Origin of the sequence: Amycolatopsis sp. CB00013, assembly GCF_001905755.1 — a bacterium.
Classification (GTDB): Bacteria; Actinomycetota; Actinomycetes; order Mycobacteriales; family Pseudonocardiaceae; genus Amycolatopsis; species Amycolatopsis japonica.
This window is the reverse complement of record NZ_LIWC01000003.1, coordinates 772,249-791,024: the sequence shown is the minus strand read 5'-3', so window position 1 is coordinate 791,024 and position 18,776 is coordinate 772,249. Positions and strand designations below refer to the sequence as shown.

Annotated in this window: 20 protein-coding genes; 7 read left to right on the top strand and 13 right to left on the bottom strand. The window is 69.3% G+C overall.

What is annotated here, in order from left to right:
- Positions 1-59: 59 nt before the first annotated feature.
- Together AMK34_RS23270 and AMK34_RS23265 are read right to left on the bottom strand one after the other, a co-directional pair.
- Positions 60-374, bottom strand: coding sequence for a DMT family transporter (locus AMK34_RS23270; RefSeq protein ID WP_037343307.1), 315 nt, complete (start codon positions 372-374; stop codon positions 60-62).
- Positions 374-1,021, bottom strand: coding sequence for an FMN-dependent NADH-azoreductase (locus tag AMK34_RS23265; protein WP_073846777.1), 648 nt, complete (start codon positions 1,019-1,021; stop codon positions 374-376). The genes AMK34_RS23270 and AMK34_RS23265 overlap by 1 nt, the downstream gene beginning before the upstream one ends.
- Before the next feature lie 94 nt (positions 1,022-1,115).
- On the opposite strand from AMK34_RS23265, the gene AMK34_RS23260 reads away from it, so the two are divergent.
- On the top strand, positions 1,116-1,700 hold the full coding sequence (locus AMK34_RS23260) for a TetR/AcrR family transcriptional regulator (protein ID WP_038516291.1): 585 nt from the start codon (positions 1,116-1,118) through the stop codon (positions 1,698-1,700).
- Here AMK34_RS23260 and AMK34_RS23255 read toward each other — a convergent pair whose 3' ends face one another.
- The gene (locus AMK34_RS23255) at positions 1,701-2,099 is read right to left on the bottom strand and encodes an SRPBCC family protein (RefSeq protein WP_037343302.1); all 399 of its coding nucleotides are present in this window, start codon (positions 2,097-2,099) and stop codon (positions 1,701-1,703) included.
- A gap of 55 nt (positions 2,100-2,154) precedes the next feature.
- Here AMK34_RS23255 and AMK34_RS23250 point away from each other — a divergent pair, with 55 nt between their 5' ends.
- The 3 genes from AMK34_RS23250 to AMK34_RS23240 all read left to right on the top strand — a co-directional run bounded on the left by AMK34_RS23250 (position 2,155) and on the right by AMK34_RS23240 (position 4,218).
- Positions 2,155-2,754 carry a CGNR zinc finger domain-containing protein gene (locus AMK34_RS23250; RefSeq protein WP_073846776.1) on the top strand — a complete coding sequence of 200 codons (600 nt, stop codon included), beginning with the start codon at positions 2,155-2,157 and terminating at the stop codon, positions 2,752-2,754.
- A gap of 18 nt (positions 2,755-2,772) precedes the next feature.
- Positions 2,773-3,822 carry a DUF2293 domain-containing protein gene (locus tag AMK34_RS23245; protein WP_073846775.1) on the top strand — a complete coding sequence of 350 codons (1,050 nt, stop codon included), beginning with the start codon at positions 2,773-2,775 and terminating at the stop codon, positions 3,820-3,822.
- 69 nt (positions 3,823-3,891) lie between these two features.
- Positions 3,892-4,218: a DoxX family protein gene (locus AMK34_RS23240; RefSeq protein WP_378410879.1), complete on the top strand. Its 327-nt coding sequence runs from the start codon at positions 3,892-3,894 to the stop codon at positions 4,216-4,218.
- Here the strand turns inward: AMK34_RS23240 and AMK34_RS23235 are convergent.
- From AMK34_RS23235 to AMK34_RS43565, 4 genes are all read right to left on the bottom strand, one after another.
- Positions 4,206-4,856 (bottom strand): hypothetical protein, encoded by a 651-nt coding sequence (locus AMK34_RS23235; protein ID WP_073846773.1) that lies wholly within the window; start codon positions 4,854-4,856, stop codon positions 4,206-4,208. The genes AMK34_RS23240 and AMK34_RS23235 overlap by 13 nt on opposite strands.
- Positions 4,857-4,936: 80 nt before the next feature.
- Positions 4,937-7,753 carry a vitamin B12-dependent ribonucleotide reductase gene (locus AMK34_RS23230; protein ID WP_073846772.1) on the bottom strand — a complete coding sequence of 939 codons (2,817 nt, stop codon included), beginning with the start codon at positions 7,751-7,753 and terminating at the stop codon, positions 4,937-4,939.
- A 34-nt stretch (positions 7,754-7,787) separates the two neighbouring features.
- Positions 7,788-8,276, bottom strand: coding sequence for a transcriptional regulator NrdR (gene nrdR / locus AMK34_RS23225; protein WP_034311932.1), 489 nt, complete (start codon positions 8,274-8,276; stop codon positions 7,788-7,790).
- A gap of 301 nt (positions 8,277-8,577) precedes the next feature.
- Positions 8,578-9,072, bottom strand: a complete 495-nt coding sequence (locus AMK34_RS43565; RefSeq protein WP_073846771.1) for a LysM peptidoglycan-binding domain-containing protein — start codon at positions 9,070-9,072, stop codon at positions 8,578-8,580.
- A 318-nt stretch (positions 9,073-9,390) separates the two neighbouring features.
- Here AMK34_RS43565 and lexA point away from each other — a divergent pair, with 318 nt between their 5' ends.
- Positions 9,391-10,107 carry a transcriptional repressor LexA gene (lexA, locus tag AMK34_RS23215; RefSeq protein ID WP_037343289.1) on the top strand — a complete coding sequence of 239 codons (717 nt, stop codon included), beginning with the start codon at positions 9,391-9,393 and terminating at the stop codon, positions 10,105-10,107.
- An 82-nt stretch (positions 10,108-10,189) separates the two neighbouring features.
- Here the strand turns inward: lexA and AMK34_RS23210 are convergent, their stop codons facing one another.
- The 3 genes from AMK34_RS23210 to AMK34_RS23200 form a co-directional block, all read right to left on the bottom strand.
- Positions 10,190-11,203, bottom strand: coding sequence for a hypothetical protein (locus AMK34_RS23210; RefSeq protein WP_073846770.1), 1,014 nt, complete (start codon positions 11,201-11,203; stop codon positions 10,190-10,192).
- A 207-nt stretch (positions 11,204-11,410) separates the two neighbouring features.
- On the bottom strand, positions 11,411-12,844 hold the full coding sequence (hflX, locus tag AMK34_RS23205) for a GTPase HflX (protein ID WP_073846769.1): 1,434 nt from the start codon (positions 12,842-12,844) through the stop codon (positions 11,411-11,413).
- A 43-nt stretch (positions 12,845-12,887) separates the two neighbouring features.
- Positions 12,888-13,385, bottom strand: coding sequence for an ArsR/SmtB family transcription factor (locus AMK34_RS23200; protein ID WP_038516315.1), 498 nt, complete (start codon positions 13,383-13,385; stop codon positions 12,888-12,890).
- 61 nt (positions 13,386-13,446) lie between these two features.
- Between AMK34_RS23200 and AMK34_RS23195 the strand changes: the two genes are divergently transcribed.
- Positions 13,447-14,691, top strand: coding sequence for an MFS transporter (locus AMK34_RS23195; RefSeq protein ID WP_073846768.1), 1,245 nt, complete (start codon positions 13,447-13,449; stop codon positions 14,689-14,691).
- Here the strand turns inward: AMK34_RS23195 and dapF are convergent.
- From dapF to AMK34_RS23180, 3 genes are read right to left on the bottom strand one after another with little or no spacing between them, the layout of a single operon-like run.
- Positions 14,688-15,521: a diaminopimelate epimerase gene (gene dapF / locus AMK34_RS23190; RefSeq protein ID WP_073846767.1), complete on the bottom strand. Its 834-nt coding sequence runs from the start codon at positions 15,519-15,521 to the stop codon at positions 14,688-14,690. The two genes, AMK34_RS23195 and dapF, sit on opposite strands and share 4 nt — an antisense overlap.
- Positions 15,522-15,531: 10 nt before the next feature.
- A complete protein-coding gene (gene miaA, locus AMK34_RS23185; RefSeq protein ID WP_198941724.1) occupies positions 15,532-16,434 on the bottom strand; it encodes a tRNA (adenosine(37)-N6)-dimethylallyltransferase MiaA in 903 nt (300 codons plus the stop codon).
- Positions 16,431-17,117 carry a class III extradiol dioxygenase subunit B-like domain-containing protein gene (locus AMK34_RS23180; protein WP_073846766.1) on the bottom strand — a complete coding sequence of 229 codons (687 nt, stop codon included), beginning with the start codon at positions 17,115-17,117 and terminating at the stop codon, positions 16,431-16,433. The genes miaA and AMK34_RS23180 overlap by 4 nt, the downstream gene beginning before the upstream one ends.
- A 235-nt stretch (positions 17,118-17,352) precedes the next feature.
- Here AMK34_RS23180 and AMK34_RS23175 point away from each other — a divergent pair, with 235 nt between their 5' ends.
- Complete coding sequence (locus AMK34_RS23175; protein WP_037343278.1) at positions 17,353-18,666, top strand: DUF349 domain-containing protein; 1,314 nt, start codon at positions 17,353-17,355, stop codon at positions 18,664-18,666.
- The last annotated feature ends 110 nt before the right edge of the window (positions 18,667-18,776 follow it).

Sequence of the window (18,776 nt, the reverse complement as noted above, 5' to 3'; positions counted from 1 at the left end):
ATGAAAGGGTCGTTCAGGACATCTTGCGTCCTGAACGACCCTTTCATGACACTCGGAGCTCACTCGGTCACCTTCGCGAGCACCACCCCTCCGACGATCAGCGCCATCGCCGCGAACCGGCCGAAGCTGACCGGGTCCTTGTGGATCACGATGCCGAACACGATCGCGCCCACCGCCCCGATCCCGGTGAAAACGGCGTACGCGGTCCCCACCGGGATCGAGTCCATCGCCTTCGACAGCAGGTACACCGCGGCGACGCCGAGCACGAAGCACAGCACGGTCGGCCAGAACCGGGTGAAGTTCTCCGTCGGCTTGATGCTCTGCGACCAGGCGACCTCGACGGCTCCCGCCAGGAGCAGGATTCCCCAGCCCATCAGACTTCCCTCCCAGCCTTTTCGGCGCCGAGGAGCGCCTGCTCCCGCGACGCGATCCGGTCGGCGTCACGCGGGCTCAGCCGCGGGTCGACCAGGGCGTTCGTCAGTTCGGAGTGCAGGAAGGTGACGTCCCGGACGTCGTAGTGCCCGGCGAAGAAATCGCGCAGGTAGCGCTCGTGGTGGTCGACCGGCTCGCGCGGCGTGCCCGGCAGGTAGGTGCCGCCACGCGCTCCCGCGACCACGAAAGCCTTGCCCGCCAAGGACATCTTCGGGAACGTCACCTGGTCGATCCACAGCTTGAGCGTCGCGGGGATCGAGAAGTTGTACATCGGCGCCCCCATCAGCACGACGTCGGCGGCGAGCAGTTCGGCCAGCAGCGGCTCGATGACCGCCCAGGCTTCGCGCTGTTCCGGCGTCTTCACCACGGAGGCGTACCCCTCCGGATCCGTGATCCCCGCCCAGAGGAGGGCGTCGCAGATCTCGGTCCAGGCCTGGCCGATCGGCGGCACCGGGTCGGCGGCCAGGTCGCGGTAGGTGTAAGCCGCGCCCGGGTTCGCGGCACGCCAGGCGCCGGCGAACCGGGCACTCAGCTCGCGGGAGAACGACGCGCTGCGGGCACTGGAGTCGAGGTGGAGAAGGTGGCTCATCGGGGCCTCCGGGACCAGGAAGTGGACACGGCGTCCACTTGCTTCGCCGGGTACAAGTGGACGCTGCGTCCGGATATTCCCTAGGCTGCGAAACATGCCGGAAGATCTGCTCGCGAACGGTCCGGGACGGGAACGTTCGGACGCCGCCCGTAACCGCGCGAAGATCCTGGAGGCCGCCGAAGGACTCTTCGCCGCACGTCCGGCGGCCGACATCACCATGGAAGACATCGCCAAAGCGGCCGGAGTCGGCCGCGCGACGCTGTACCGCCGCTACCCGGACCGCTCGGCGATCGCCGTGGCCCTTCTGGACGAACACGAGCGGGAACTCCAGGAGCGGCTGCTCACCGGCCCTCCCCCACTGGGGCCCGGCGCGCCGCCCGCCGAGCGGCTGGCCGCGTTCTACGCGGCGATGATCGGATTGCTCGCCCGGCACGCGCATCTCGTCCTCGGCACCGAGGTCGGGCACTCGCGGTTCACCACCGGGCCGTACCGGCTGTGGCGTACCCATGTCCGCCATCTCGCGGAGCAGGCGAGCGCCCCGGATCCGGACGTGCTCGCCGACGTCCTGCTGGCACCGCTCGCCGTCGAAGTGTTCCTGCATCAAACAGGCGAGCTCGGCCTGAGCGTCGAACGGATCACCGACACCCTGGCCGAGCTCGCCCGGCGAACGCTCTCCTGATCAGCCGGCGAGACCGTCGACGACCAGCTTCATCACGGCCTGCCAGTGCTCGCGCTGCGCGGCGCGCTCTTCCGGCCCGGTCAGCCGCTCCTGATGGAAGACCACGGTCGTCTTGCCCGGCCCGGCCGGACGGAGCCCGACCTGGACCGTGCTCTCGTGATCCCAGTCCTTCGGCCGCCAGGTGAGGCGGATCTTCTCGCGCTCGCGGTAACCGCGGACCTCGCCGACGGTGCCCTCGGCCGTCTCGTACGGCGCGCCCTTCTCCGGCTCCAGCGACACTTCGCCCAGCCAGGCCGCCAAGCCCGGACCCGAGAGATACTCCCAAACCTCGTCCAGCGGATACGCCACCGTCTTGGACACGCCGATCTCCCAGCCCGCGTCCTTCGTCTTGCCGATCATCACGCCTCCGCTGTAACCGTCTTACCTGGTTTCTGAAACCGACTATAGTGGTTACATGACTCCGGGAACAAGAGTGCTCGTCAACGCCCAGGGTGAGCGGTACCGGTTCGACCCGGGCAGCCTCAGCCTCGAACTCATGCTGACCGGCGGTCCCGGCCCGTACGAGCGCTACGAGATCGCGCATACGCCGTCCGCCCTCGCCGACTGGTTCACCGGCTCCCGGCTGGCGCTGACCGCTCCCCTGACCGACGTCCGGATCCGGCCCGCCGAACTCACCGCGCTGAAGGAACTGCGGGACACGCTCTACCGCGTCGCGCCCGCCCTCGCCCGGGGCGAAGCGCCGTCGGCCGACGACCTTGCCGTGCTGAACAGCGCGACCGAAGCCACCCCGAGGCCGCTCGTGGACCCGGAGACCCGGCGGCTCGCCTGGGCGCCGCCCGTCACCGGGAAGCAACTCCTCGGCGCCGTCGCCCGCGACGCCATCGGCCTGGTCGCGGGCGAACGCTCCGGCCGCGTCCGCGAATGTTCCGCGAGCGACTGCTATCTGCTGTTCTTCGACACCTCGCGTTCGGGCAACCGTCGCTGGTGCTCGATGGAGCGCTGCGGCAACCGCGCCAAGATCCGGGCGTACCGGGCCCGCACCGAAACCGCGTGATCGCTAGGATTCCCGGCGATGCAGGGTGAAGCGAAACTGGAACAACGCGTCGTCGAGACGGCGGAAAAGCTGCTGGCCAAAAAGAAGTCGGTGACCGCGCTCGGCATCCTCACCGGCATCGGCTGGCTCTCGGAGAACGTCATCGACGCCTGGCAGCGGGGCCGGATCCCCGTGCTGACGGGGGCGCTGTCGGTAGCACCGGAGAAGCTGACCTTCGCTCTCGGTGCCCTGCAACGCTGGGCCGCGGCGAACGGCCTCGAAGGCTCGGAGATCGAGCACGTCGGCGCGACCCGGGACCGGGCCGCCCTCCGGGTGACCTCCGGCGAGCTCTCCGGTCTCGAACCGCTGTTCCGGACGCACTGGATCATGCCGGGACTGTCCGAAGCGAAACGCGCGCAAGTCGAAGCCAGGCAACGGAAAGCACCCGACCTCATGGTGTCGGTGGCACTCCGGGATTGGGCGTGCGCCGACTGCGGCGGCACCGGCGACCTGTGGTTCGCGGAGAACGAAAAGCCGCATTGCCTCGACTGCGCCGACCTCGGCCACCTGGTCTTCCTGCCCTCCGGCGACGCCACCCTGACCCGCCGGGCGAAGAAGGCGAGCCGGCTTTCCGCCGTCGTCACCAAGTTCAACCGGTCGCGGAAACGCCATGAGCGGCAAGGGATCCTGGTCGAAGAAGCGGCACTGCGCGCCGCCGAGGAGCAATGCCTCGCCGACGAGGACATCCGGGAACGGCGCCGCGGCCGCGATCGGGAACGCCGCGCCCACGAAGACGTCGAGTTCACCGCCCGGTTCCACACCGCGATCACCGAGATGTTCCCCGCCTGCCCGCCGGACCGAGCACGCGCCATCGCCGAACACGCGGGCCTGCGGGGCAGCGGCCGGGTAGGCCGGTCCGCCGCCGGACGGGAACTGGCCGAACGAGCGGTCTTCCTCGCCGTCGTCGCCTCGATCCGGCATCTCGACACCGAATACGACGACCTCCTCATGGCAGGTGTGGAACGCCAGGCCGCCCGCGACCGCATCCGGCCCGCCATCGACGCGGTGCTCGACCGCTGGCGTTCCTGACCGCTGTCACGTTCCGGGCGCGGGCCTCGTCCACAGGGCATGTTCACCGCATACCTCATCGTGGCCATCGTGACGATCGTCCTCAACGCCGGGGCGGCGATCGCCGATTTCGTCTATGCCCCCTTCGTTCTCGAGAATTCCGCCGCCGTCGACGTACCTCGGTCCTGGATCGTGCCCCTGGGCCTGGTGAAAGCCGCGGGCGCGGCGGGGCTGATCCTCGGCCTGTTCGGCGTGCCGTACCTCGGGGCCGCCGCGGCCGCTGGGCTCGTGCTGTTCTACATCGGCGCTGTCTTCGTCCACCTGCGCCACCGCGTCTTCGGCAACATCGCCGCCCCCGGCAGCCTGCTCGCGCTGGCCGCGGTCGTCCTGGTCCTGGATCTCGCTCAGGCCAGGTAGGGACCGAAGTGCTCGGCGACGACGTCCGCGATCGCTTCGGCGTCTTTCGAGCCGTCGACCCGCAGCACCCGGATACCGAGACCGGTCGCACTCCGCACGGCGTCCTCGGCGACAAGCCGGTCTCGCGCGATCCGGTTGCGCTGCGCGCGTTCGGGGTCACTGACCCGCTGTGTCACCGCCCCGGCACGGGGCAGGACACGAAGCTGGTGCTCGCGGAACTCGTCCGTGGGCACCAGCACGATCATCCGCCGGGGTGATTCCAGGAGTGGCGCGACCAGTTCCGGGCGCAGCCCCCAGCCCTCGGCGAGGATCGGGCGCCCGGACACCAGCGCGCGCAGATCGTCCAGCGCCCAGGCGAATCGGGTCGGGAAACCGGCGATCGTGTCGGCGGCCATCCGTTCGGGTGTCGTCTCGACCCAGACGGTCTCGGGGTCGGGATCCTCGACAGGCGAACCGTTCCGGACGCGGTAGGCGATGCGGCGATCTTGATGGGCACGGGCGTCGTGGAAGTCGTAGTGGTAGACGGTGATTCCATGGCGGTGGGCGAGCAGGCGGGAGACGGTCGACTTCCCCGCCCATTGACCGCCGCAGATCCAAAGCGCCTGCTTGAGTGTGCCGAAAGGATCAACGATGGTCACGCACGCGCCTCCGGTGTCATGAAAGGGTCGTTCAGGACATATATCGTCCTGAACGACCCTTTCATGACATTCGCTCTGCCCTAGCTGCAGCCGGAGGTCGCTCCGCACCCTTCACAGGCGTAGCACGAACCGGCGGGCCGCATCTTCGTGCCGCAGGTCATGCAGAGCGGCGCGTCGGAAGCGGTGCCCAGGTTCAACTCCACCAGTTCCGCCGTCGAGTGCGCGACCTTGGCGGGCTCCGCGGACGAAGAGTCCACAGTGGACCGAAGGGCGTCGATGTCGACGTTCTCCGGCTCCGCGGCGGGAGCGGTGCCGTAGCTCGCTTCGACCTGCGCCGAACGTTCGTCGGCGGTGAAGATGCCGAGCTGCGAACGCTTCTCGTACGGCAGGTAATCCAGCGCCAGCCTGCGGAACAGGTAGTCCATGACGCTGGTGGCGATCCGGATGTCCGGGTCGTCGGTCATGCCGGCGGGCTCGAAACGCAGGTTGGAGAACTTCGAAACGTAGAACTCCAGCGGGATCCCGTGCTGCAGGCCGACGGAGATCGACATCGAGAACGCGTCCATCACGCCCGAAAGGGTCGACCCCTGCTTGCCGAGCTTCACGAAGATCTCGCCGAGGCCGTCGTCCGGGTACGAACCGGCGTGCAGGTAGCCCTCGGCGCCGCCGACGGTGAACGACACCGTCTGGCTCGGGCGCTTCTTCGGCAGGCGCTTGCGGACCGGCCGGTACTCGACGACCTTTTCGGCCTCGGGCTCGGCCTTCTCCTTCTTGCCGCTGGAGAGCGGCTGGCCGACCTTGCAGTTGTCGCGGTAGATCGCGAGCGCCTTGAGGCCGTACTTCCAGCCCTGGAAGTAGATCTCCTCGACCTCTTCGACGGTCGCCGACTCCGGCATGTTGACCGTCTTGGAGATCGCGCCCGACAGGAACGGCTGCACCGCGGCCATCATCCGGACGTGTCCCATCGGCGCGATGGACCGCTCCCCCACCGCGCAGTCGAACACTTCGTAGTGCTCCTGGCGCAGGCCCGGGGCGTCGACGACGTGACCATGCTGAGCGATGTACTCGACGATCGCTTCGATCTGCTCGCCCTGGTAACCGAGCGCGGCCAGCGCGCGCGGGATGGTCTGGTTGACGATCTGCATCGAGCCGCCGCCGACCAGCTTCTTGAACTTGACCAGCGAGAAGTCCGGCTCGATGCCGGTCGTGTCGCAGTCCATCATGAAGCCGATGGTGCCGGTGGGTGCGAGCACGGAGGCCTGCGCGTTGCGCCAGCCGCTCTTCTCGCCCAGTTCGATGCCGCGCTTCCATTCCTGGGTCGCGAGCGCGCGGACCGCGGCGTCGTTCGAGTGGTAGGTCCGCACGAGTTCGTTGGCGGCGGCGTGCTTGCGCATGACCCGCTGGTGCGCCTCGGCGTTGCGCGCGTAGCCCTCGTACGGCCCGACGACCGCGGCGAGTTCCGCGGAACGCCGGTACGAGACACCGGTCATCAACGACGTGATCGCGGCGGCGAGCGCGCGGCCGCCGTCGGAGTCGTACGCGTGGCCGAGCGCCATCAGCAGCGCGCCGAGGTTCGCGTAGCCGATGCCCAGCTGGCGGAACTTGCGAGTGGTGTCGCCGATCGCCTCGGTCGGGAAGTCGGCGAAGCAGATCGAGATGTCCATCGCGGTGATGACCAGCTCGACGGCCTTCGCGAACAGCGGCGCGTCGAAACCGCCGTCCTCGGTGGCGAACTTGAGCAGGTTCAGCGAGGCGAGGTTGCAGCTGGAGTTGTCCAGGTGCATGTACTCCGAACACGGGTTGGACGCGGTGATCCGGCCCGATTCGGGGCAGGTGTGCCAATCGTTGATCGTGCCGTCGTACTGCAGCCCCGGGTCGGCGCATTCCCAGGCGGCCTGCGCGATGGTGCGGAACAGCTTCTTCGCGTCGACCCGGTCGATGACCTCGCCGGTCGTCCGGGACCGCAGGCCGAAGTCGCCCTCGGTCTCGACGGCCTGCATGAACTCGTCGGACACGCGGACCGAGTTGTTCGCGTTCTGGTACTGGACGGAGGCGATGTCCGAACCGGACAGGTCCATGTCGAACCCGGCGTCGCGGAGGACCTTGATCTTCTCCTCTTCGCGGGCCTTGGTCTGCACGAACTCCTCGACGTCCGGGTGGTCGACGTCGAGCACGACCATCTTCGCCGCGCGCCGGGTGGCGCCGCCGGATTTGATGGTGCCCGCGGACGCGTCGGCGCCGCGCATGAAGGAGACCGGACCGGACGCGGTGCCACCGGAGGACAGCAGCTCGCGCGAGGACCGGATGCGGGAGAGATTCAGGCCGGCGCCGGAGCCGCCCTTGAAGATCAGGCCCTCTTCGCGGTACCAGTTGAGGATCGACTCCATGGTGTCGTCGACCGCGAGGATGAAGCACGCGCTGACCTGCTGCTTCGACGTCGTGCCGACGTTGAACCACACCGGCGAGTTGAAGCTGAACACCTGGTGCAGCAGCATCCAGGTCAGCTCGTGCTCGAAGACCTCGGCGTCGGCGGGGCTCGCGAAGTAACCGTGTTCGCGGCCGGCGTTGACGTAGGAGTGGACGACGCGGTCGATCAGCTGCTTCAGGCTCTGCTCGCGCTGAGGCGTCCCCACCGCACCGCGGAAGTACTTGCTCGTGACGATATTCGTCGCGTTGACCGACCAGAAGCCGGGGAACTCGACACCGCGCTGCTCGAAGTTGACCGTGCCGTCGCGCCAGTTCGTCATCACGACGTCCCGGTTCTCCCAGGTGACCTGGTCGTAGGGGTGGACGCCCTCGGTGGTGAAGACGCGGCGCACGGTGAGCCCGCCCGCCTGCTTCTTCTTCCCGTTCGTCCGCGCTGTGGCCGGGTTGCCTGTTCCCACGGTCTCGGTCATGGGTCTTTCCCTCACTCCCACGCGGGAGGCGGCATCAGCCGTCTTTCGCGTCTTGATCGCTCTCGTCCGGTGTGGCAGCCATGGCCTCGCGGAGGTCCGAGATCTCCTTCTCGAAGTCCTCGACCGAGGAGAAGGAGCGGTAGACACTGGCGAACCGGAGATAGGCGACGCCGTCGAGTTCGCGCAGGGGGCCCAGGATCGCCAGGCCGACCTCGTGACTCGGGATCTCCGCCAGCCCCGCCGACCGGATCGACTCCTCGACCCGCTGCGCGAGCTGCTGCAACGCGTCGTCGTCGACGGGCCTGCCCTGGCAGGCGCGGCGCACCCCCCGGACCACCTTGTCCCGGCTGAACTGCTCGGTGACCCCGGATCGTTTGACGACGGCGAGCACCATCGTCTCCGAAGTGGTGAAGCGCCGGCCGCAAGCGGCGCAGGAGCGCCTCCGCCGGATCGCCTGACCCTCATCCACCTCTCGGGAGTCGACGACCCGAGAGTCCGCATGCCGGCAGAACGGGCACCTCATCCGCCGATCACCTTCCCCTCCGCGCCGGCCGGTCCCGAGTGGACGCCCGCCCCCGTCGCCACGCAACGACGGAGAAGATCGACATGTGGATCGATCTGTGGACATCCGGTGGGTGAACACCGGCCAGCTGTGGACAACTGGTACCGAGTCTACCCCAAGCTATGGACCAACTACAGCCATGTAACTACTACATATAGCGGTGGAGACTAGATCGCTGGTCGGACGCACGCAAGCGCAACAGCCGGGTCGATCAGACACGAATGAGGAGCTCACCCACGACGGGTGAGAGCGTCCTTCGGGATCACCTCCCGCCTTCCGCGACCTCGGCCGCGACGGGGACCGTGAGCGGCAGCCCGGGCACGAGGACGGCGTTTTCCAGGGAGTTGAGCTCCTTGATCTTGGCGACGACCGCGCCAGTGTCACTGCCTGGCGCGAATCGCGCCGCGATCTCCGTCAGCGTCTCGCCCGCGGAAACGGACACCGTGGTGGTCCGTTCGGGCACCGCGGCGCCGGGAACACCGGCCAAGAACAGACCCAATCCGGTGATGATCCCCGCGACGAGCAAGGCCATCCCGACGAGCGACGGCCACCTGAGCGGGAGCCGCCGCGGCGCCGGGCACGCCGGGGCGACGGTGGCGACGCCGGGGCGACGGCCCGCCACGACCCGCGCCCTGGTCGGCGGACGCAAGGGCTCGGCACGCCTGCCCCGCCCCACCCGCACGGGCCGGGTCACCCCTGCCGGAACGGGCCCGGGGGAACTGGGCCGCACCAGTCCTCGATCGGCCAGAATCGACATCGGAACCTCCTCGCAGTCCTGCTGCACTCGCCGCCGGTCCGGGACCCGGCATCAAGATCGAACACGCGTTCTATCGAACGCCCGTGCGAATGTGTACCACCTCCCACCGACAAAAATCGAGCGACACGGCGTGTCCATCGAACAGATGTTTGAAATCGTCGTCCCGGCGGGCTAACGTCGTTGACCAGGGCGTCTGCTGCGCGGACGCCGCCGGTGCCGTGGGCGGGGAAGATCGTCCGCCACCGGCGAAGACACGCGAAGTCGGTCCGGGCGACCGGACGTACTGGGAGGCGACGCAGGAGATGAAGGAGCGAGACGGTGGCTAAGGAGAGCAAGGCGGGGAACGCGCCTAGGGGCTCGGGCAAGGTGCGCGCCTTGCCCGAGGTCTACGAGGTGGACGAGACCCTGACCGTGCGGCAGCAGCAGGTGCTCGACGTGATCAAACTGTGGGTGAGCCGGTTCGGCTACCCGCCGAGTGTGCGTGAGATCGGCGAGGCGGTCGGGCTGACCTCCACTTCGTCGGTGTCGCACCAGTTGCAGGCCCTGCAGCGCAAGGGTTATCTGCGACGCGACCCGAACCGCCCGCGTGCGGTGGGTGTGCTCGCCACGACGGACGACAACCCGATGGGCATCGACGTCGAGCAGCCGCAGTCGGCCGCGAAGGCCGCGTACGTGCCGCTCGTCGGCCGGATCGCGGCCGGTGGTCCGGTGCTGGCGGAGCAGGCGATCGAAGACGTCTTCCCGTTGCCGAGGGAGATCGTCGGCGAGGGTGAGCTGTTCCTGCTCAGCGTCACCGGCGACTCGATGGTCGACGCCGCCATCACCGATGGCGACTGGGTCGTCGTGCGCCAGCAGCCCACGGCGGACCCGGGCGAGATCGTGGCGGCGATGATCGACGGCGAAGCGACGGTCAAGACGTTCAAGCGCAAGGACGGCCACATCTGGCTGATGCCGCACAACGAGGCGTACGAGCCCATCCCGGGTGACGACGCCACGATCCTCGGCAAGGTCGTCGCCGTTCTTCGCAGGCTGTAGCCCCAAGCCGGAGCACGCCGGGATCCCGGGTCAGCCGACCCGGGTCAGGCTCGGCAGCTTCGGCAGCCCTTCCGCTTCTCGGTCAAGCACGCCGCTTGCGCAGCCTGCCGACCAGGAGAAGGCCGCCGATCACGACGACCGCGGCGATACCGACCTGCACGTACGGGAAGTCGGACCCCTGGCCCGTGCCACCGGCCGCGGAGGTCCCGCCCGACGTGCTGCCCTCGGATTTCGCCGCGTCCACGGCGAGTGCCGCCGCGCCCTTCACCGCCCGGATCTGCTCGCCGACGCCCTCCCCGCCGGACAGCAGCGTCCCGTCCGGATCGAAGGCGATCGCCTCCCCCTGCTTCTCGTTCGGCAGGGGTACCCGCACGGGCTCGCGCTGCAGCGCGCTCTTGAGGTCTCCGTCGGTGACGGCGTAGAGATAGGCGTCGGTGTAGGTGCGCAACGCGACCACCGAGCCGTCGGCCATTGACGCCGCGCCGGTGACGGTCATCGAACCGATCGACCCGACGGGTCCGCCGGGTGTCGACGTCTCCTTGATCTGCAGTGACCCCACGCTCTCCAGCGGGGTCGGCCCGGGACTGGCGAGCGGCCCCGTCGGCCGGTACACCTTCGCGTTGCCGAAGACGTCTTTGGTGATCAGGTACGGCGTGCCGGAGCGGTCCATGATCAGCGCCTCGACGTCGTGCTGCCCGTCGGGGTACGTGAGCCGGTGCAGCGTCGCTTTGCCTTGCGGCGTCAGCGAGATCAGCGCGACCGTGTCCCGCCGCTTGCGGTTGTCACCGGTATCGGAAAGCCAGAAGGTGCCGTCCGCGGTACGGGCGAGGTCTTCGGGGTCGTACGGGTCCGTGGGCGCCGAAATGACCTTCTGGACCTTGCAGTCGCGGCCGAGGACGAAGACCTGCGTCTTGGTCCCGCCGTCGTTGAGGGCGTACAGGTGCTCACCGTCGGAAACCAGCCCGGAAAGCTCGCTGAGCCGGGAGTCGCTGTTCTTGCACACCGGCTGCGGTGCCGGGACCTCCTGCGCCAGGGCGGGAGCCGTCCCGCCGATGAACGCCGCCAGCACGACCGTCGCCGCGACAATCCCCCGCACATCCACCTCCGTACCGTGGAACCCCTGAAGCCCCACACTACGGAGACGTCCGGGACGGCGCGCAGTTCGGTGCGGACGCCGAGATGGGGCGGAATGTCGCGAAGGCCACTTTCAGCGACCGGCCGCGGTGCCCCAACGCCCTGGGTACGTGAAGGCCCCCTTCACTGCGTCTAGCGCAAGGAAGGGGGCCTTCACGTACTTGTGTCTCTACAGAGCCGAACCGTCCGTCTGGAAGTCGCTCAGCGCCGCGGCCAGTTCGGGCCTGCCGCGGACGACCAGCCGGGTACCGGTCTCGACGTGCTCTTCCTCCAGCACCTCGCCGTCGGCGTGGGCACGGGAGACGAGCTCGCCCCGCGAGTACGGGATCAGCACCTCGACCACGACCTCCGGCCTCGGCAGCCGCTCCGCGATCACCTCGGCCAGCTCCGTGATCCCGGTGCCGGTCCGCGCCGACACCTGCACCGAACCGGCCAGCTGGTGCCGCAACCGGGCCAGCGACACCTCGTCGGCGGCGTCGGCCTTGTTGATCACCAGCAGCTCCGGCGGGAGCGGCTCGGAACGGCGCTTCGTGATCTCGGCGAGCACTTCGCGCACCGCGTTGACCTGCTCCTCCGGCGTCGGGTCGGCGCCGTCGACGACGTGCACGAGCAGGTCGGCGCTCGCCGCCTCCTCCAGCGTCGACCGGAACGCGTCCACCAGCTGGTGCGGCAGGTGCCGGACGAAACCGACGGTGTCGGTCAGCGTGTAGGTGCGGCCGTCGGGGGTCTGCGCCCGCCGGGTCGTCGGATCCAGCGTGGCGAACAGCGCGTCCTCGACGAGCACCCCGGCGCCGGTCAGCGCGTTGAGCAGGCTCGACTTGCCGGCGTTGGTGTAGCCGACGATCGCGACGCTCGGCACCTCGTTGGCCACCCGGCGACCGCGTTTGGTCTCGCGGATGGTGTCCATCGCGGCGATCTCGCGACGCAGCTTGGCCACGCGCTTGTTGATCCGCCGCCGGTCGGTTTCGAGCTTCGTCTCACCGGGACCACGCAGACCCACACCACCGTTGGCGCCACCCGCGCGGCCACCGGCCTGCCGGGACAGCGCCGCACCCCACCCGCGAAGCCGCGGGATCAGGTACTGCAGCTGGGCCAGCTCGACCTGTGCCTTGCCCTCCTTGGAGCGGGCGTGCTGCGCGAAGATGTCGAGGATCAGGGCGGTGCGGTCGATGACCTTCACCTTGACCTTCTCCTCCAGCTGACGCAGCTGGCCGGGCGAGAGCTCACCGTCGCAGATCACCGTGTCAGCACCGGTGGCCATCACGATGTCCCGCAGTTCCTTGACCTTGCCCGAGCCGATGTAGGTGGCGGGATCCGGGCGGATCCGCCGCTGCACCAGGCCTTCCAGCACCTCGGAGCCCGCCGTTTCGGCGAGCCGCGCGAGTTCGGCGAGCGAGGCCTCGGACTGGAGGGCGCTGCCCTCGGTCCACACACCGACCAGAACGACGCGCTCCAGGCGCAACTGCCGGTATTCGACCTCGGTGACATCCGCGAGTTCGGTGGACAGGCCCGCTACCCGGCGGAGCGAGGCGCGGTCCTCGAGCTCCAGTTCGCCGGTCGAAGGGTCCATGTCGTTCAGATCGTTGTGTGTCAGTTCCGTCATCGTGCCTCCATGGTCCCACGTTTCGGCGGCGGGACCGAATTCATTACCTGCTGGGATACTTCGACAGGTAGATGGCCGTGCGTTTCGCTTCCGGGTCGACCGGCCGGGACATGAAGTCGTCGACGAGTTCCATCAGCCGTGTTTCGAACTCGGTGATCTGCTCGTCCGGCACCTGGACGACCAGGCGCGTCTGCTGCACCTCGTCGAATCCCACGTCGGCGATCTCGGCCAGATAAGCCTCGAAGATCGCCTGATCGATCCCCCTGTCGCGGGAATCAAGATGCCATGACAACCCGGTCGAGCGATACGGAATTTCTTTCGCACCGCGCGTGCCGCGTCGTGGCGGAAGCGCTTCGAGGAATCCGGTGTCGACGAGCTTGCGCACGTGGTGCAGCGTCGTCGCCGGATCGCGATCGAGCCGTTCGGCGAGCTCCTTGTTGGTCAGCGCCTCGGAGTAGGTCAACCGGATGATGCGCAGCCTTATTCCGGAGGCCATCGCGGCGATCTCGGCCTCGGTGGCGGCGCGTCGTGGAGTGGGCACCGGGACAGCCTAGAGCGATTAGTGATTGACAGTTTCCAATCACTCGCGCCAAGGTGGCGTCGTGCGCAGAGACTCCCTCTTCTTCCACGCGGACTTCCGGCGGCTCTGGGCGGGTGACACGGCCAGCCAGGTGGGTGCTTTCGCCGGTCACACCGTGATTCCCCTGCTCGCGGCCACCGTGCTGGCCGCGACACCGTTCCAGATGGGGCTGCTGACCGCGGCCGAGACCATCGCGTTCCTGATCATCGGGCTGCCGGCCGGGGTGTGGGTCGACCGGATGCGCCGCCGGGTCTTGATGCTGCGAGCCGACTTCGTCCGCGCGGCGTTGCTGTTCACCGTTCCACTCGCGTGGTGGGCGGGAGTCCTGTCGCTGACGCAGCTGATCATCGTCGCCACGCTCGTCGGCGTCGCGACGGTGTTCTTCGACGTCGCCTACCAGTCGTATCTGCCGTCACTGGTCGGCCGCGAGCATCTCCTCGAGGGCAACGCGAAACTCCAGGCGAGCCAGTCGGTCGCGTTCCTGACCGGCCCGGGCATCGGCGGCGGGCTCGTGCAGCTGGCGGGCGCGGCCAACGCCGTGCTGATGACCGGGGTGGGTTTCCTGACCTCGGCGCTGTGCCTGCTGCGGATCCGCACCGTCGAAGAGGTGCCCGAGCAACACGAAGAGGCGAAGCTCCTCCCCCAGATCGCCGAGGGACTGCGATTCGTCTTCACCGACGCCGCCCTGCGCTCGATCGTCGCCTGCACCGCGACCGCGAACCTGTTCAACGGCGCCTTCACCGCGGTGGAGATCCTGTTCCTGAACCGGGAACTGGGCCTGTCACCGGCGGTCGTCGGTGTCGTCCTCGCGACCGGCGGCGTGGGCGGGATCATCGGGGCGATCCTGGCCGGGCGCATCACCCGGCGGATCGGGCAGGCGCGGTCGATCTGGTTCGTCCCGCTGCTGACGTGGCCGTTCCAGCTGCTGCTGCCGCTCGCCGCGCCGGGCTGGCGGATCGTGCTGTTCCCCGCGGCGCTGGCGATCGCGGGGTTCGGGATCATCGTCTACAACGTCGCGCAGGTGTCCTACCGGCAGGCCGTCTGCCCGGACCGGCTGCTCGGCCGCATGAACGCCAGTGTGCGTTTCGTGGTGTGGGGGATGCTGCCGCTGGGCGGGCTGATCGGCGGCGTGCTGGGTGAGGCGATCGGGATCCGGGGGACGCTCTGGTTCGTCGCGATCGGAGAGTCGGCCGCGGTGCTGTGGGTGGTCTTCTCCCCGATCCGGAAGCTTCGCGACCTTCCCAAGGAGCCGATCGCGGTCGGCTAACCGAGCCCCGCCCACCAGGCTTCGTCGAGTTCCCCGCGGGCGACGATCTCCGCCGGGCCGGTCAGCGTGGATCCGCCGCGGCGGATCTCGACCACCACGCGGCCGCCGGGGATGTCGACGGTCGCCTCACCGGCGTCGGTGCCCGCGAGGTGCAGGGCGGCGGCGACCGCGGCGACCGTGCCGGTGCCGCAGGACCGCGTCTCGCCGACGCCTCGTTCGTGGACGCGCATCTTCAGCGCGTCGTCGCCCAGCAGGTTGATGAACTCGAGGTTCACGCCGTCGGGGAACACGTCGGAGTCGAAATCGGGCTGGTCGCGCAGATCGAGCACGTCGACGTCGTCGTCGACGACCGACACCAGGTGCGGGTTGCCGACGTTCACCGCGACCCCGGAGAACGGCTTGCCCGCGACCACGGTGACCGAGGTGCCGGTGATCGCCGCCGGTCCCATCTGCACGGTCACCGAGCCGTCGGCGTGCATCCGCACCGGCCGGTCGCCGGCGCGGGTGCCGATGACGAACTCGCGTTCGGAAACGAGCCCGGAATCGACGAGGTGACGGACGAAGACCCGGACGCCGTTGCCGCACATCTCCGCGATGGATCCGTCGGCGTTGCGGTAGTCCATGAACCATTCGCCCGCCGAACCTTCAGCCTCCACGCCCAGCGCCGCCGAGCGCACGATGCGCAGCACACCGTCGGCACCGAGACCGCGCCGGCGGTCGCACAACGCGGCCACCCGCGCTTCGGTCAGCTCGAGGCGGCCGTCAGGGTCGGGAAGCAGCACGAAATCGTTCTGTGTGCCGTGTCCCTTGAGGAATTCGATGCCGCCCATGGCCCCAAGATTACTGGGCCACCGCTTCGAGGACGCGCTCGGCCAGCCGCTCCGAACCGCCGTCGAACCACCGGATGCGCTTGTCCCGCCGGAACCAGGAACGTTGTCTCCGCACGAACCTCCGGGTGGCCTGTGCGGTGGCCGCCGACGCGGCCGGGAAGTCGCCGTCGCCGTCGAGCGCGGCGATCACCTGTTGGTAGCCCAGCGCCCTCGACGCGGTGAGCCCGTCACGGAGTCCTTGGCCCAGCAACGTCCGGACCTCGTCGACGAGTCCGCCTTCGAACATGAGCTCCACGCGGCGGTCGACGCGGGTGTCGAGTTCCGCCGGATCGCGGTCGATGCCGATCAGGACGGTGTCGTAGCGCGCGGGCCCCGGTTTCGGCAGGTTCGCCGAGAACGGTTCGCCGGTGATCTCGATGACCTCCAGCGCGCGCACGATCCGGCGGCCGTTGGTCGGCAGGATGGCCGTGGCGGCGACGGGGTCCAGTTCCGTGAGCCGGGCGTGCATCGCGGCGACGCCGATTTCGTCGGTCTCGGCGGTCAGCCGGGCGCGCACGTCCGGATCGGTACCCGGGAACTTGAGATCGTCGAGCACGGCTTGGACGTACAGACCGGACCCGCCGGTGAGGATCGGCACGCGACCGGCGTCGAGGAGTTCCTCGACGCGCTGACGCGCATCGCGCTGGTACGCGGCGACGGAGGCGGTCTCGGTGACGTCGAGGACGTCGAGCAGGTGATGCGGCACGCCTCGCCGCTCCTCGACGGTCGCCTTGGCCGTCCCGATGTCCATCCCCCGGTAGAGCTGCAACGCGTCCGCGTTGACCACCTCACCCCCGAGGGTGAGGGCGAGTTCGACCGCCAGCGCGGTCTTCCCGGTCGCCGTGGGCCCGACAACCGCGACCGGCCGGATCACGCGCGTTCCCAGACCGCGACGTGGTAGCCGACGCCGAACGGCGCGGCCGAGTAGAGGACCTCGGCGGTCCAGTCCCCGTCCGCCAGACCGGCGAGGACCTGCCAGGGCGCGCGGCCACCGGCCCCGAGTTCGGCGGCCAAGGCTGGGTCGAGCGCGGCCAGTGCTCCCGTGTCGGCCTTGGCCAGGGCGTCGCGGACCCCGGCGTCGAAACCCTCGGCGCGCGCGTCCTCACCTCCGGGGGAACGGGGGCCGTGCCTGCTCGAACCGTCGCCGAGCACGAGCACGGCGGGGTGGTCGCCCACCACTTGGGCGAACTGTTCGCACTGGCCGGAGGGGGTGGCGGGATCCACGAGATGGACGCGGACCGATGACGCGCCGCCTTGCTCGCGAAGCCAGCCGGCGATGAGCGCGGGCAACGGCAGCTCGGTTTCGGGGGCCGTCACCCGGCTGAGTGAGACGCCGAGGTCGACGCCGAAACCGCGGAACGACCCGCTCGCGTGTTCCGGCACCTCGGGGGCGCCGGTGGCCGCGCCGATGACGACCCAGTCCGGCGAAGCACTGGTCAGGCGCCTCGCCGCGGCGAGGCAGGCTTCGCGCAGCTCGGCGCACTCGTCCGCCGCTCCGGCGGCCAGTTCGGGGATGAGCAGCGGGGGTTGCGGGAGCACGGCGACACGGCGGATCACGGCCGCCGACGTTACCTTCCCCGCCACCTACCACCCGCAACCGACCGACACGGAGGGTCCTCCGGAAGTAGGATCACTGCCCTCTGGTGGTTCATCCGGTTCCACGGTGGACGCTGAGCTGCTTGAATGCCGCAAGGGGTTGATGCCCCCGAAGCAAGACGGCAACGCATTACCCGGCCCCGCCGCTAGGCGGGGCGCCCGCGCCAGCGGGCGTACAGGCGATAAGGAGCCTGCGATGGCCCAGGAGAACACGTCCACCGGTACCCCGGCACCGCACCCGGTACCGCACGCGCTCGGTGGCGGGCATCCCGCACCCCCCGTGCCGCCCGCCGAGCCCAGCCCGTCCGCTTGGGGCAGGGTCGACGAAGAAGGAACGGTCTACGTCACCACGGCCGACGGCGAGCGCGCGGTCGGTGTCTGGCAGGCCGGGAGCCCGGACGAGGGTCTGCTCCACTACGCGCGCCGCTTCGACGACCTGCGCACCGAGGTCGAACTGCTGGAGACCCGGCTGGAGTCCGGCGCCGGCGACCCCAAGCACGCGCTGGCGACGGCGACACAGCTGCGTGACGGCCTCGCCGAAGCCGCCGTCGTCGGCGACATCGCCGCCCTGAACGGCCGCATCGAGCAGGTCATCGCCCACGCCGAGAAGGCGCTGGCCTCGGCCAAGCAGGAGCGCGAGGAGGCCCGCGCGGCCGCCGTCGTCCGCAAGCAGGCCCTCGCCGACGAGGCCGAGAAGCTCGCCGCCGAGTCGACCCAGTGGAAGGCCGCGGGCGACCGTCTGCGCGCGATCCTGGACGAGTGGAAGACCGTCAAGGGCGTCGACCGCAAGACCGACGACGAGCTGTGGAAGCGGTTCTCCAAGGCCCGTGAGGCGTTCAACCGCCGCCGCGGCTCGCATTTCGCCGAGCTCGACAAGCAGCGCGCGGGAGCCAAGCACCGCAAGGAAGAGCTGATCGCCGAGGCCGAATCGCTCTCGGAGTCGTCGGACTGGGGCGAGACGGCGGGTCGCTACAAGGACCTGATGACCGAGTGGAAGGCCGCCGGCCGCGCCCCCAAGGACAGCGACGAGGCGCTCTGGCAGCGGTTCCGCGCCGCGCAGGACAAGTTCTTCGCCCGGCGGTCCGCGGTGTTCTCCGAGCGGGACGCCGAGTTCGCGACCAACGCGCAGCAGAAGGAAGAACTCCTCGTCGAGGCCGAGAAGATCGACCCCGCCGCGAACCTGGAGGCGGCGAAGCAGCACATGCGCCGCATCCAGGACCAGTGGGACGAGATCGGCAAGGTCCCGCGCGAGCGCATCCGTGAGCTGGACGGGCGCCTGAAGGCCGTGCAGGACGCGATCAAGTCGGCCGAGGACAGCAAGTGGCGGCGGACCGACCCGGAGGCGCAGGCCAGGGCGGCGCAGTTCCGCGAGCGGGTCGAGCAGTTCGAGTCGCAGGCGGCCAAGGCCCGTGCGGCGGGCGACGAGCGGCGCGCGAAAAAGGCGGACGAGCAGGCCGCGCAGTGGCGTGAGTGGCTCGAGGCGGCGGAAGCGGCCATCGCGGACCGGTAGGTCTTCGGCGTCCTGTAGTGCCATGAAAGGTCCTTTCCTTGCAAATTTCGCAAGGAAAGGACCTTTCATGGCGTTCGGGGGCGGGCGCGCGCGTCACTCCACTGTGGAGG

Coding starts and splice junctions, on each gene's coding strand:
- AMK34_RS23175 (WP_037343278.1), top strand. CDS start 17,353: ATGGCCCAGGAGAACACGTCCACCGGTACCCCGGCACCGCACCCGGTA.
- AMK34_RS23250 (WP_073846776.1), top strand. CDS start 2,155: ATGACTCCGGGAACAAGAGTGCTCGTCAACGCCCAGGGTGAGCGGTAC.
- dapF (WP_073846767.1), bottom strand. CDS start 15,521: ATGGGCGGCATCGAATTCCTCAAGGGACACGGCACACAGAACGATTTC.
- AMK34_RS23260 (WP_038516291.1), top strand. CDS start 1,116: ATGCCGGAAGATCTGCTCGCGAACGGTCCGGGACGGGAACGTTCGGAC.
- AMK34_RS23230 (WP_073846772.1), bottom strand. CDS start 7,753: ATGACCGAGACCGTGGGAACAGGCAACCCGGCCACAGCGCGGACGAAC.
- AMK34_RS23245 (WP_073846775.1), top strand. CDS start 2,773: ATGCAGGGTGAAGCGAAACTGGAACAACGCGTCGTCGAGACGGCGGAA.
- AMK34_RS43565 (WP_073846771.1), bottom strand. CDS start 9,072: ATGTCGATTCTGGCCGATCGAGGACTGGTGCGGCCCAGTTCCCCCGGG.
- hflX (WP_073846769.1), bottom strand. CDS start 12,844: ATGACGGAACTGACACACAACGATCTGAACGACATGGACCCTTCGACC.
- AMK34_RS23255 (WP_037343302.1), bottom strand. CDS start 2,099: ATGATCGGCAAGACGAAGGACGCGGGCTGGGAGATCGGCGTGTCCAAG.
- AMK34_RS23265 (WP_073846777.1), bottom strand. CDS start 1,021: ATGAGCCACCTTCTCCACCTCGACTCCAGTGCCCGCAGCGCGTCGTTC.
- AMK34_RS23270 (WP_037343307.1), bottom strand. CDS start 374: ATGGGCTGGGGAATCCTGCTCCTGGCGGGAGCCGTCGAGGTCGCCTGG.
- nrdR (WP_034311932.1), bottom strand. CDS start 8,276: ATGAGGTGCCCGTTCTGCCGGCATGCGGACTCTCGGGTCGTCGACTCC.